The sequence below is a fragment of the Marinomonas profundi genome (assembly GCF_020694005.1).
GTDB classification, from domain to species: domain Bacteria; phylum Pseudomonadota; class Gammaproteobacteria; order Pseudomonadales; family Marinomonadaceae; genus Marinomonas; species Marinomonas profundi.
This window is the reverse complement of the sequence record NZ_CP073013.1, coordinates 3086077-3100119: the sequence shown is the minus strand read 5'-3', so window position 1 is coordinate 3100119 and position 14043 is coordinate 3086077. Positions and strand designations below refer to the sequence as shown.

Annotated in this window: 10 protein-coding genes; 2 read left to right on the top strand and 8 right to left on the bottom strand. The window is 47.7% G+C overall.

Annotation, left to right across the window (positions count from 1 at the left end; genetic code table 11):
* Window positions 1-10 precede the first annotated feature (10 nt).
* Both gbdR and J8N69_RS14395 read right to left on the bottom strand, forming a co-directional pair.
* A complete protein-coding gene (gene gbdR, locus J8N69_RS14400; RefSeq protein ID WP_168826189.1) occupies window positions 11-1117 on the bottom strand; it encodes a choline metabolism transcriptional regulator GbdR in 1107 nt (368 codons plus the stop codon).
* Between the two features lie 294 nt (window positions 1118-1411).
* A complete protein-coding gene (locus J8N69_RS14395) occupies window positions 1412-2539 on the bottom strand; it encodes a hybrid-cluster NAD(P)-dependent oxidoreductase (RefSeq protein WP_211085107.1) in 1128 nt (375 codons plus the stop codon).
* A gap of 318 nt (window positions 2540-2857) precedes the next feature.
* On the opposite strand from J8N69_RS14395, the gene J8N69_RS14390 reads away from it, so the two are divergent.
* The gene (locus J8N69_RS14390; protein WP_168826186.1) at window positions 2858-4135 is read left to right on the top strand and encodes an aromatic ring-hydroxylating oxygenase subunit alpha; all 1278 of its coding nucleotides are present in this window, start codon (window positions 2858-2860) and stop codon (window positions 4133-4135) included.
* A 93-nt stretch (window positions 4136-4228) separates the two neighbouring features.
* Here J8N69_RS14390 and pssA read toward each other — a convergent pair whose 3' ends face one another.
* Window positions 4229-5566: a CDP-diacylglycerol--serine O-phosphatidyltransferase gene (pssA, locus tag J8N69_RS14385; RefSeq protein WP_211085105.1), complete on the bottom strand. Its 1338-nt coding sequence runs from the start codon at window positions 5564-5566 to the stop codon at window positions 4229-4231.
* 75 nt (window positions 5567-5641) lie between these two features.
* The gene (locus J8N69_RS14380) at window positions 5642-6595 is read right to left on the bottom strand and encodes a LysR substrate-binding domain-containing protein (protein ID WP_168826184.1); all 954 of its coding nucleotides are present in this window, start codon (window positions 6593-6595) and stop codon (window positions 5642-5644) included.
* Between the two features lie 134 nt (window positions 6596-6729).
* Between J8N69_RS14380 and J8N69_RS14375 the strand changes: the two genes are divergently transcribed.
* The gene (locus J8N69_RS14375; RefSeq protein ID WP_168826182.1) at window positions 6730-6972 is read left to right on the top strand and encodes a DUF1127 domain-containing protein; all 243 of its coding nucleotides are present in this window, start codon (window positions 6730-6732) and stop codon (window positions 6970-6972) included.
* 157 nt (window positions 6973-7129) lie between these two features.
* Here J8N69_RS14375 and J8N69_RS14370 read toward each other — a convergent pair whose 3' ends face one another.
* The 4 genes from J8N69_RS14370 to xdhA form a co-directional block, all read right to left on the bottom strand.
* Window positions 7130-7948, bottom strand: a complete 819-nt coding sequence (locus J8N69_RS14370) for an abortive infection family protein (RefSeq protein WP_168826180.1) — start codon at window positions 7946-7948, stop codon at window positions 7130-7132.
* Window positions 7949-9110: 1162 nt separating this feature from the next.
* Window positions 9111-9989 (bottom strand): xanthine dehydrogenase accessory protein XdhC, encoded by an 879-nt coding sequence (gene xdhC / locus J8N69_RS14365; protein WP_168823484.1) that lies wholly within the window; start codon window positions 9987-9989, stop codon window positions 9111-9113.
* Window positions 9986-12331, bottom strand: coding sequence for a xanthine dehydrogenase molybdopterin binding subunit (xdhB, locus tag J8N69_RS14360; protein ID WP_168823482.1), 2346 nt, complete (start codon window positions 12329-12331; stop codon window positions 9986-9988). The genes xdhC and xdhB overlap by 4 nt, the downstream gene beginning before the upstream one ends.
* On the bottom strand, window positions 12324-13805 hold the full coding sequence (gene xdhA / locus J8N69_RS14355) for a xanthine dehydrogenase small subunit (protein ID WP_168823479.1): 1482 nt from the start codon (window positions 13803-13805) through the stop codon (window positions 12324-12326). Before xdhA ends, xdhB begins: the two co-directional genes overlap by 8 nt.
* Window positions 13806-14043 lie beyond the last annotated feature (238 nt).

Sequence of the window (14043 nt, the reverse complement as noted above, 5' to 3'; positions counted from 1 at the left end):
AGCCAAAAACCTACACAGCAACCGACCCATAGCTGGGTTCAGTGTACGATTGGCTTAACGCATCTTGAGCGTGGGCAATGTACATAATAGCGTCGTCTTTTGACTCGTTAAGCAATTCAGGCACCTCGCCTTTCCAAGCGATTTTGCGTTCGTCACGAGGCGAGACACCAATGTGCTTGCGATAGCAGCGACTAAAATGTGGTGTCGAAATAAAACCACAGGCCATGGAAATTTCCACAATCGACATGTTCGACTGCTTTAATAGTTTACGCGCGCGTTCAAGGCGCAAGCGCAAATAAAAACGCGATGGCGAACAATCTAAATGACGGTGAAACATACGTTCAATTTGGCGACGTGACACATCCACAAAAGACGCTAATTCGTCTAGTTCAATCGGTTCTTCTAAGTTGTTTTCCATCAGCTCAATAACATCCACCAGCTTAGGCGTACAAACGCCAGCACTGTTAAATTGGCGCATCGGCATACGCTGCTGATCCGATTCACTGCGAATACGATCACAAATAAACATATCAGAAATAGCATTGGATAATTTGGGGCCGTGTTGCCTAGTCATCATGTTTAAAAACATGTCCATAGGCGCGCTGCCACCAGAAGAAGTGAGGCGGTTTTTATCGATGGAGAATAGCTTGTTATTGCAGTTCACTTTGGGAAAAGCTTCTTGCAGTGCGGTTAAACACTCCCAATGCACGCTGCATTGATAACCGTTTAAGAGACCCGCGTAAGCCAACACATAAGCGCCTGTGCAAATCCCGCCTAGTTGAACCCCTTTGCGCGATTGCTTGGTTAACCAAGAAACCTGCTTAGCGGTGAAAGTACGGGTAATATCGACACCGCCCGCCACAATGATCAGATCAAACTCGGCGCTGCCTTCGATCGACATATCAGGTGTTAAACTCAAGCCATCACTGGCTGTCACAGACTGACCATTTTCAGAGATCAAACTCCAACTGTACAGTTCCTCTGCGGACAACTGATTGGCCATGCGCAATGGCTCGATAGAAGAAGCCAGCGCGATCATCGTAAAATGATCGAGCAATAAAAAGCCGACTCTCGTTGTGCTTCTTGCATCAAAAGCTGGGGTTAAGTTATCTGCCATATTAATGTCCTCATACGTGTGCTTTTTTATTACTAGGCAAAATCCAGACCATATATCCCGATGGCCTTACTAAATAACCGTCATAAGCACTTTTTTATTTTTAAGGAAATACAAAATCATTGCTCACCTTGTCTATTCACACGGTAACACACGATAAGTGAGGGATAACAGAAACAAATTCCCCCACACACTCAACGCGATCACCCCATAAAAATCCAACGCTATGCACCATTCAACTCTATGCACTAATATAGACCAGTATTGCACTTTTATTGAACGCTTATTTAATAAAAATCAATATTCGACAACAACATCAGACTGAGGAACCGTACAGCAAGACAAAACATAGCCCGCTTCAACATCCTCATCCGTAATCCCACCATTATGATCCATCTGTGTTTTCCCTGCTTTTACCAGCACTTTACAGGTACCACAAATCCCCATACCACAGGCTTTGGGTATCATCAGGTCAAGCCTTGCCGCCGCGTTATGCAAGGTTTCCCCCGCTATTACTTGAATGCTTTTGCCACTCCCCAAAAATTCAACACGCAATAAATCAGCATGGTTCACGGCTTCGGCTTCCGCCTGCGCGACCTCGGCTTGCTCGATGGCATCTTCCACCACGCCAGCAGGCGTCGCCCCAAATGACTCTTCATGATAACGAGACATATCAAAGCCACGCTCTTGAAGCAGCGCACGAACCGCTTTCATATAAGGCGCAGGGCCGCAACAATAAATCTCACGTTCCATAAAATCCGGTGAAATCATATCAAGCTTAGACGCATCCAAATAGCCTCGATAACCTTGCCATGGCAAACCGTTTTCCATCTTCTCAACGATCAAATACAAGCCAAAATTGTCCAAACGCGCCGCCATGTGATCCAATTCACGGGAATAAATCACATCCCGAGGCGAACGTGCGCTATGGATAAAAGTAATGTCTACATCCGCATTGGTATCAAACCACCAACGCGCCATCGACATCACCGGCGTCACACCAACACCACCTGACAACAGCAGCACCTTTTCAGCCGGAAAATCAATGCAATTGAACTGACCAACAGGGCCATGCACCGCCAACTCAGACCCTACCGACATGGTGTCATGCAACCAATTTGAGACTTCGCCACCGGGCACACGTTTCACCGTAATCGAAAAGCTATAAGGCACAGAGGGCGAACTCGAAATAGTGTAAGAGCGCATCACCTGCTTACCTTCGATCTCCAACTCTAGGGTGACAAATTGCCCCGGCTTAAAAAAGAACATGACCGGTTGCTGCGCCATAAAGCAAAACGTTTTCACGTCCCATGTTTCATGAATCACCTTCACACAACGAACATTGTGACGCCCATTCACCCACGTCTGAGTATTCACCGGCGCTAAATAATCTGCATTCACCATTTTTGTCGAAGAGTTGGTCATATTAAAATCTCTTAATTGAAGTCGAGCACCTAAAATAAAGCACCTAAACAAAGTGCCTGCAGCAAAAGTACCTAAAGTCGAGTGACACCTTTTCCGCCATTTTGGATGCAGTCGGTCAATGCAAATTAACTCTCCGCGACAATTAGTTGCTCAGGGCAGTCAATCCCTTACAGCACAAGAGATTAGGCGTCGATTTAGGTATCACCCAATGTCGCGAATGGTCATTTCTTTCGGGCTTGATTAAGCGATTATAGCCTCGTAAATACACTAGACTGTCAAACAGCCCACCACTCTTTTTGTCATGTAAGGCCCAGAAAGATGAATCAACAACACGACCTACTAAATGTACGCCATACTTCTATTGATGAAGCCAAAATGGCCATGACGGACACACTAGCAAAGCGTCCTAGCAACTATTCACTCGACGCCTCGCTTTACAACGACCCACACATGTTCCGCATCGACATGGAAGAAGTCTTTCAAAAAGAATGGCTGTTTGTGGGAATGACCAGTGAAATCCCGAAAAAAGGCGACTACTTCACCGTCGAAATTGGACAAAACCCCGTGTTAATCGTGCGTGATGGCGAAGGCAAAGTAAGCGCCTTTCACAACACCTGCAGACACCGTGGTTCCATTATTTGCACCGAACACCGAGGCAAGGTCGCCAATCTCGTTTGCCCTTATCATCAATGGACGTACGACCTAAAAGGCAACTTATTGTTTGCTGGCACAGAAATGAACAAAGACTTTGACATGAAGCAACATGGCCTAAAAGCGACCCATTGCAAAACCGCAGGCGGCTTCATCTTTATTTGCTTAGGCAAAACCGCACCCGACGACGAGTTTGATGACTTCCTAGCGACACTCGACGAATACATGGAACCCTACGACGTAGAAAACACCAAGCTCGCCGTCGAATCTACCATGTACGAACGCGCCAACTGGAAACTGGTACTGGAAAACAACCGTGAATGCTACCACTGCGCGGGCAATCATCCGGAACTGCTTAACTCCTTATTAGAGTGGGACGACACCGAAGACCCACGCGCACCACAAGATTTTCACGACCACTACAACGCCCAAGCCGCTCAATGGGACGAAGAAGGCATTCCGCACAAACTCAAAAGCTTTGGTGACGTACAGCGCAACCGCATCGTGCGCATGCCGCTCAAAAAAGGCACCAAGGTCATGACCATAGACGGCTCAGCCGCCTGTAATAAACCATTAGGTCGTATTCAAAACCGCGAACTGGGCTCAATGCGCATATTGCACTTGCCAAACTCATGGAACCACATGCAATCCGACCACTTCATCGTCTTCCGCGTGCTGCCTATTTCAGCGCAAGAAAGCATCGTCACCACCAAATGGTTCGTCCACAAAGACGCCGTAGAAGGCGTTGATTACGACATAGAAAACCTACGCAAAGTGTGGGATGCCACCAACGAACAAGACAAAGTACTGGGCGAGCGCAACCAGCTCGGCATCAACTCCATTGGCTATCAACCAGGCCCTTACTCAGAAACCTACGAGTTCGGCGTCATCAACTTTTTGGATTGGTATTCAGCAACCGTGCAAAAAAATCTAAAAGCCAAATAATTCCAACTATTTGAATAGTTTTCCAGCCCCTAGAAACCCAAAAAGCGAATCGTTTGATTCGCTTTTTGGGTTTAACACCGACTAAAAACCCGACTACAAAATCCGCTTAAGCAATCGATCTGCTCGCGTTCGAATCACTTTCTTCAACAACCGCTGGATCTTATCTGGATAATCATGAATGCTTTCAAGCTGACTATAAGAGGCAATTCGTTGAGTATGCTGATGAATATTGTCAAACTCAGCCATGAATTTCGTCAACAAATGCTGCTTTGGGTCGTCAATCAGCAAACCGTTTTCCAAATCCAACGCCCATGCCCTTGGGTTAACATTATTACCCGTTAGCAACATCGCCCGACGATCAACCCAAAGCCCTTTTAAGTGATAGCTATTATGGTCATGCTGCCATAAATGAATCGACAAACCGCCCGATTCAATATGGCTTTCATTAGCGCGAGCAAACTTGCGCAAATTCATTTCGTACAAATACGGCAAACCACCAATGGCTTTAAAAGGCTGATCCGGCGCGATGTAAAAATCGTTGGCGGTTTTATCACCCACTATCACATGCACCTTCACACCGCGTTTAATAGCCCGCTTAACCTCTCTTAACACCACTTTAGGAAGGTTAAAATACGGCGTACAAAGCACGATCTCTTGCTTCGCATCGGCTAACAACTCGGTGATTTTTTGGTTCAGCGCATTAAAACGTTTCCCCACCCCCACCAAAGGCGTCACCGCCACCTGCTGATCACTGACAACTTGCTTTTCGCCACCATAAGACGCCTTACCCAGCGAAAGCCTAAGCTGTCGTATCGCCGGCTTTAGCGCTTTCGTCGACGGCAATTCCGCCAGAGCAAGATTATTCACCCCAGGGTGACAAATCATCTCATTGCGAATAAACCCCACCATGCTGTCTGCCAAGGCTAGATTCTGAATAACATGGTAGCGATCAAATCGATAACGATCCTGAAAATGCAGATACACGTTGTTTAAACTCGCACCGCTGTAAATCACCGTATCGTCGATAATAAAGCCTTTTAAATGCAACACACCAAACACTTCACGATTACGAACCGGCACCCCATAAACGGGAATCGCATGTTCATATTGTTCCGCAAACGCCTGATACATGGCCGCATTACCGGCTGCTTTTTCCGCACCAATCAGCCCGCGCTGTGCACGATGCCAATCCACACAGATAACAATATCTAACTCAGGACGACGCTGCTTGGCTTCATAAGCCGCCGTTAAAACCTCCCTACCCGCTTCATCATTTTCAAGATAAAGCGCAACAAGATAAATCCTCGACGTCGCATGACGAATCGCTTCTAACAAATATTCTCGAAAACTAAGGGCAGATTGCAGAACATGGAATTGGTCAGGTTCAACTGCAAAAGTAGGCAATGAACCGAATAAATTTCTAATGGGCATAATACAGAAGTGCTACCTTATTTTTGACTAACGACAGACTGTAACAAACTCGCCGCTTTTTTCCTAAAAAATAATCTAAACTCTCACCTCTTCCATCTCAGGCTGCGCCTTTAAATACGCCTGCCACGACAAATCAATCGCCTTCACTTCCTGTTCAATCCAGCGTTTGAACGCCACCACCTTTTGGTATTTAAAATGCGGAGCGGGCGCGACAAGATAAAAGTCATACTGGGACTTCATATAAATAGGCAACGGGCAAATAAGCTGACCCTTCTCAATCTGCTCATACACCAAACCATAACGCATCATCGCCAACCCTTGGCGAGACAACAGCGCCTCCACCAAAGAAGTCGAATCCGCCACATGCAAATGCGACTTCATCGGCATATCGTAAAGATCCAAAAACCGCTGTAACACAGGCCATACGTGCCGAACATCCGGCCCAGTATCGGTAATAATAGGAATATTGAGTAACTGCGCCTTAATCGGCTCATCCATATTAATCATCGAAGGATGGCAAACCAACACCAAGTGTTCCCTGAATAACAACTTTGAAGTCAGCCCAGCATATTCACCTCGGCCTAGCCGAATACACAAATCCAAATCACTGTCGGCAAAGGTCGATAAATCAATACTCGGACTGAGGCGAAGGTTAATCTCCGGCTCCTGAGATTGAAACCCTCCCAAACGCGACACCAACCAACGACTCGAAAACGACGGCACCGAACTGATCACCAAGGTATTGGAATTTGGATCTTGCGTAATGCCTTTTACACCTTCCTCTAATAAACCAAACGCCTTCTCAACGTAGTCAAATAAATACTGCCCTTCCGACGTCAGCACCACTTGGCGAGTGTGTCGTTCAAACAACTCAACACTCAACGCCTGCTCCAAAGTTTTGATCTGCTGACTCACCGCCGCCTGCGTGACAAAAAGCGACTCCGCCGCCTTCTTAAAACTCAAGGTCTGCGCCGCATAACGAAACGCCTGCAAGGATTTAAGCGGCGGTAAAGCTCGACTAGAAGACATTATCAGTCCCTTTTATAAGTAAGATTTTCTTAACTATAAAACACTTTTTCTCGTTTGTCGCAGAGCAATGAATCGCCGATTATTTATCTAAAGCAGACAAACAAACTATTCAACAGAGGTAAGGGAGAAGCATCATGAGAAATCACGCGTCAGAAGAAATGAACATACTCAAAAACAGCCAACTAGACATAAGCCACTGCTGCCAAGCCACATTAGAGAATCTAAAAGAAAAGCCATGGCAAGCGATTATCAAGAAAATCGCCCACAACTGGCGCACTCGAAACCGACTCAGCCAACTAAACGAAGCGCAACTGAAAGACATCGGCCTCACCGCTGCGGATGTGGATCACGAAGTGAACAAACCGCTGTGGAAGTGAATGTGATTAGGATTGGAGCAAGGGCGCTTGGTGCGGGTGCCCTTGTTGCAGGATTGTGATTTCTTTATACAGAGTTGTCTTCTGACGCCCGCAGCACGCGCGGCTTTGTAGTGGAGGCGCAGCCGCAACGAAAAAGCCGTCGCCGTGCCTGCGATTGTTAGGCTTTTTTGGCATGCAGCACCTCCATAATGAAGACCACCAAGGTATGTGCAACATTAACAACAAGCCGTGCCTCTGCAACCACAATACTTGGTGGGCTGGAGCCGCGACCATGAGCAGAGCCTATGTGTGACCTAAAGGCCCCAACACCATCAATGATTGATGAAATACCTTTCAGAACTTTGTGCTGATCTGCTGCCAAAGTGACATCAGCGTTCAAGCTTAGGTGCGGCTGTACCACCGCCCACAATGGCATGACGTTCAATTTATTTGGTGCCACCAGATTGAAATGCTCTATGTAAAACTTAAGAGCCGACTCAATAATAGAACAGGCAGCAGTGACTGATGCGTGCGGGTCAGTTTGAATATGCTCTACAGCCCTCTCAAACTCTTTTTCAATAGATGAAAAGTTACCAGATTTTAAATAGTCCTCTAACGTTTTGGAAATTGGAGTTGACCCGGACTGAGTAATATAGCCATTAAGGCGGTAAGAAAGCTGATTTTGGGCCAGAGCCGCCTTGATCCGCTTTTGGCCGTCTTCGATTCTTGAAGGAGAATCATCAAAAAATGAAACCGGGGGAGTCTGATCCATGTAGTTCTGAATAATTCTTCCCAAGACCTCAAGGGCATCAACGTCTGGATCTTCATTGCAGCGCTTTAGCCACTCACTGCACTTTCTTTCACAATTCCCTTCTGGCACATCACCGGGAGCGCCACTTTCCATGAATAGTGTCTCGAGCTTTGAATGGCTGTAGTAATGACCTGCGATTACCGAAGCAACAGCGCCTACTACTGAATTTGGAATATTACCGCTCAATCTCAGACCTCCATGAGCCTAACAATTAAGGGTTATACGGCAGCGTAGCTGCGGCTATAACCCACTGTTGAACGGCTGCGTTGTCTATATAGGGAATTTGCTTTTTTCATGGTAGGACTTCCCTGTTATATAACTCGCTCAATACCAACGTCTGTTTGGGCTATGCCGCTTTAGATGGTCTTTGATCGCCGCTATGTTGATTCTTTGCTTGCTCTTTTGTAGCGCGATTTAACCAAAGAGGCAAGCGATTACCTAAGACCTTATGACCTGATCCGCTTTACACACTGATACCACCGTGTGCTAACGCTAACTTCCATTATCCCATGGCTGCAAGATGAGAAGCCGTTCTGTCACTTTATTCTCAGATACATCGCCAAGATAAACAAAAAGAAAGCTTCGCTTTCGTGGCACTTTTACAATATATAAAAAACCGCTCCGCTTATCGTGCCCTAGGAGTGGAGGTGATGACCTGCAGGAAGCAAAGCAACACCAAGAGCAAGATCAAACGACAGTGTCGAGCGGTGGTGCTTGGTTTGCTCGTGTCTCCAGCGGAGGTCAGGGTCAAAGCCCTGAAAAGCCAAAGTAATAACCCCTCCCTAGCCCTCCCCTTGGAAGACATAAGGGGAGGGAATAATTACGTTGTCGGGCTAAAGCCACGACCTACAAAAGAATATTAAATCAATAATTTATAGGGTTGATGCGGAGCAAGTCAAACGCCAAAGCGAGGTCAAACGGCAATCTAAAACAGTAACGTCAAGCGGTGGTGCTTGGTTTGCTCGTGTCTCCAGCGGAGGTCAGGGTCAAAGCCCTGAAAAGCCAAAGTAATAACCCCTCCCTAGCCCTCCCCTTGGAAGACATAAGGGGAGGGAATAATTACGTTGTCGGGCTAAAGCCACGACCTACAAAAGAATATTAAATCAATAACTTATAGGGTTGATGCGGAGCAAGGCAAACGCCAAAGTGAGGTCAAACGGCAATCTAAAACAGTAACGTCGAGTGATGGTGTTTGCTTTGCTCTCGTCTCAGCAGAAGTCAGGGTCAAAGCCCTGAAGAGCCAAAGTAATAACCCCTCCCTAGCCCTCCCCTTGGAAGACATAAGGGGAGGGAATAATTACGTTGTCGGGCTAAAGCCGCGACCTACAAAAGAAGCAGTAATTTCAGCCTAAGAACTAAATCGCTGAACTTTTTTCTCATCATTGAGGGCGTTGTTGATTTCTTTCCAAGTCAGTCCGCTGCGTTTTTTTGTTGGTGTTTTGGTTTGGGTGATTTGGATGATTTGTCCGGCGATGGAGATGGCGATGTCGAAGGGCTTTTTGCCGGTGATTTCGTTTAGTCCCACGGGGCAATGGACTGAGTCGATTTCGGCTTGGCTGAAGGAGGCGCTGACGAGGCGTTTTTTGAAGCGCAGGGCTTTGGTTTTCGAGCCGATTAAGCCGATGAATCGGCAGTCTTTTCGGTCCAATAAGGCTTCTACCAGTTGGTAGTCCAAGGCGTGGTCGTGGGTCATCACCAAGGCGATTTCGTTGTGACTCATGTGGTCAATGTGCTCCAACATAGATTCATAAAGAAACGGCGTGACGTTGCTTGGTAAGCCTTTAAGGTTATGATCTTGAGCGAGGTTTTCACGGCTGTCGATCCATGAGATTTTCGTCTGCATATTGCCCAATACATTCACCAAGGTGGTCGCCACGTGTCCCATACCGAAAATGGTAATTTTGCTGGCGGGTTCGGGGAAATACTCTAACAACACACTGACTGTACCGCCGCAACATTGGTTGGTTTTGGCGGCTAGGGGGAAGTTTTCCAACAGATGAGAAGGCGATGCCGCATCTTGCAACATGGCGCGGGCTTTTTGGCAGACCGCGTATTCCAGCTGTCCGCCGCCTATGGTGTCGAAGCTGTGTTGCTCGGTAATAATCATCTTGCTGGAAGATTCCCGAGGCGCAGAGCCTTGAGTGCCAATCACGGTGGCGATCACCCACGCTTGGCCTGCTTTTTCCACTTCTTGTAAAGCATGCACCCAACTCATGGAAGACATCATAAGCTGGCTTCCTTACCTGCTTTATGATTTTGCGCCGCTTGCATGGCGTAAAACACCGCTTCAGGTGTCGCTGGCACGGCCAATGGTGGCGAAAACCTATGATCTGCCACGGAAGCGCAGGCGTCTTTTAAGGCACACCAAACGGAAATCCCCAGCATTAATGGCGGTTCGCCCACGGCTTTTGAACGATAAACCGATTCTTCGCTGTTGGGTCGATCAAACAATTTTACGTTGAACTTTTCTGGAATATCCGCCGAGGTGGGAATCTTGTAATTGGCAGGACTGTTGGTGGTGATGCGGCCTTTGTCATCCCAGCTTAATTCTTCCGAGGTGAGCCAGCCCATGCCTTGCACAAACGCGCCTTCGATCTGCCCGATGTCGATGTCCGCGTTAATGGAGTCGCCCACGTCGTGCAAGATATCCACCTGCGTGACCTTGTATTCGCCAGTGAAGGTATCGACAATCACTTCCGCCACGGCTGCGCCATTGGCAAAGTACAAGAAAGGTCGGCCCTTGGCGGCTTTGCGGTCGTAACCGATTTTGGGTGTTTTATAAAAGCCCGTAGACGATAAAGACACACGGTTCATGTACGCCAGCTTGATGAACTCAGGAAAGCCCATGATTTCGCTGCCCAGTTTGACTTGATCGTCTGCAATGGCAAAGTCATCGGCACTGATACCGAAATGCACCATGGCAAATTCTTGCAAGCGGCCTTTGATCGTCAGCGCCGCATCCAAGGCTGCCATACCATTCAAATCTGTTCCTGCAGACGCAGCCGTTGGCGATGCATTGGGCACTTTATCGGTACGCGTCGAGCCGACATTGACACGCTGGTAATCGATACCAAAGGCTTTGGCGACAATTTGCGCTACCTTGGTATAAAGCCCCTGCCCCATTTCCGTTCCGCCGTGACTTACATGCACGCTGCCATCGGTGTAGATGTGCAGCAAGGCGCCACCTTGGTTTAAGTGTTTCGAGGTAAAGGAAATACCGAATTTTACGGGTGTCAGCGCTAGGCCTTTTTTCAAGAAAGGATTTTGCTTGTTGAAGGCGTTAATCGCCTCTCGACGAGCGCGATAATCCGAGCTTGTTTCCAATTCTTCAATCAAGGTCAGTAAGACATCGTCTTCGATTTTTTGCCCGTAGGGTGTAGTGTTTTTCTCACCTTGATAACAGTTCAGTTTACGAATATCTAAAGCATCTTTGCCCACGGCGCAGGCGATTTCTTCAATGACGTTTTCCGCTAAAATCACGCCTTTTGGCCCACCAAAGCCACGGAACGCGGTGTTCGATACGGTGTGAGTTTTACCTCGGTAACCGCTAATGCGAGCATTGGGTAAGAAGTAAGCGTTGTCGGCGTGAAACATAGCGCGATCCACCACGCCATCCGACAAATCCGCCGTACAACCACATTTCCCCACCATGTCGTATTCTGCAGCGAGGATTTCCCCTGCATCAGAAAAGCCGACTTCGTAGCTGTTCCAGAAGTCATGGCGTTTGCCCGTTTGCACCATGTCATCTTGGCGTGGCATGCGATATTTCACCGGACAACGATTACGCACCGCAAGCACCGCCGCCATGCAACCTAGCACGGCCGCTTGCGATTCTTTACCACCAAAGCCGCCGCCCATGCGTCGTACTTCCACCAACACTTGCGCCACGGGCAAGCCCAGTACGCGCGCCACCAGTTTTTGCACTTCGGCAGGATGCTGAGACGAGGCAAATACTTGCACACCACCATCTTCATTAGGCACGGCGACACTGATCTGCCCTTCCAAATAAAAGTGCTCTTGGCCTTTGACGTACAGGTCTGATTTAAGCTTGTTCGGCGCGGTTTCCAATGCGCTTTTGGCATCGCCACAACTGATGGTGTGCGTTGGCAAGACAAACTCTTGGCGCTCCAATGATTGACGAGGATGCAAGGTGGCTTCGCGAGGTTTATAGACAATCTCCGCTAAAGCTGCAGCTTGTTTCGCTGCGCGCAAACTGGTGGCTGCCACCGCAAAAATCGCTTGCCCAATAAAGTGCACAAAATCGCCAGCCAATAATAAGTCGCCACTTAGCACAGGCGACACGTCCACTTCTCCCGGAATGTCTGCCTGTACAATCACATCGACCACACCTGGGTAGGCACGAACTTTATCCAAATTGATAGAGACAATGTCCGCATGCGCTTCGGTAGAAAGCCCCGTTGCCACATGCAGTTCGTTCGGCCATTCCGGCATATCGTCAATGTAAACGGCTTGACCTGTTACGTGTTTAATCGCCGATTCATGAACGGGCAAAAGGCCGTTCTTAAAGGCTTTTGTATCGAGTGTAAAATCTTGTGGAAGTTTACGCATGAGTGCTTGCCTCCATGCCAGTCGATAAAATAGCCTCGCTAACCGCATGCCCAGAGAAAGTCACCACTTGAGTGCCATTTAATTCCAGCCAGGCTTTGCGAATCAGACTACAGGCCATGTCTAAGCGATAGTTCGCACTGGCGCGCATATCACTTAGTGGCGTTAATTCACTGCGCAATGCCTCAATAGCTTGGTTTAATGCCTGTTCGTCATTGATAAGTTTGCCCATTAGCGCGGCTTCGGCTTTTAATCCACGAATCGGCGTGGCCGCCATGCCACCAAACGCCAAGCGTACATCCGTTAATACGCCCTCTTTCTCTTCAAATCGAACCGCTAGCATGACACTGGAAATATCGTCTTCCATGCGTTTCGAGACTTTATAAAAACGCTGAAATTGCGCCAATTTATCAAGAGACAACTCAAACGAGGCGATCAACTCATCGTCTGCCAATTGAGTCTGTTTGTAGCCTTGGTAAAAGTCTGCGATGTTGACGGTTCTTGTGCTGCCGTCGTTTTTCAGCAATTGAATATCGGCATCAAACGCCAATAATAACGGCGGTAAATCAGCAATTGGGGAGGCATTCGCCACGTTGCCGCCAATGGTGCCACGGTTGCGAATTTGCCGAGAGGCGATTCGGCCTAACAAAGCATTCACCTGCGGATACAGGGTCTTGCTGAAATCTTCCAATTCACTGTAGGTGACAGACGCGCCAATGGTTAAAGCCGCTTCACCAATCTGTAAGTGCTTCAATTCAACCACATTCGACACATCGATCAAGGTATTAAAATCACGATAACGCTGAGTATTTTCCAGCATCAAATCCGTACCGCCTGCGATTAAAACCGCGTCTGGATGGGATTTGAGCGCATGAGCAAGTTGCTCTAAATCTTTAGGTTGTAAATAATTACTGCTGTCGCTCGGTTCTTGCTGCAAGCTTTCAAGCTGAGTTTTGATGCTGTCGTTCTTACTCATTAGCTCGATAAAAGGGGTCTCCTGCATGGAAAGGCCTGCATCGATGATGGGACGATAGCCAGTGCAACGACATAAATTACCCGAGATCGCATCACAAACCGCTTCGCGGTCGATGGGCTGCTCGTTGCTCTGTTTGTTCTCATAAAGCCCAGCCAAAGACAACACAAAACCCGGTGTGCAAAAGCCACACTGAGAACCATGAGATTCCACCATGGCTTGCTGGGCGGGGTGCAATTCCCCCACCTTGGACAAATATTCCACGGAAACAACATGCTTACCGGCCAAGGATTGAATCGGCGTGATGCACGAATTGAGTGTCGAGTATCGCAACTCACCCTCTTCTAGTGCACCAACAAGCAGCGTACATGCACCACAATCGCCAGACGCACAGCCTTCTTTTGTTCCCATCAATCCGCGCTTTTCTCTTAGGTAACGCAACGCTGTAAAGTCGCTAGGGAGCCTGTTATCGTCGATGAGCTCATCGTTTAGTATTAATTGCAAAGCGCTCTCCTTATTTAAAATGGTTGCTATGATGGTAGTTGAAACGAGTCGTTAAAACACAAAAACTGACCGATCGTACAATATTTTTATTAAAAACTAATATTACAGGCTAAACAAGCACCCTAGCACTTTAAAAAAAACCTCTTTTAAGTAGCAAACCGACATTATAGACTTGCGCCCAAACACTCTATGAGACAAGTATTAGCGATTGGCAAGGCAACAAGAGGCCGTTTACAAA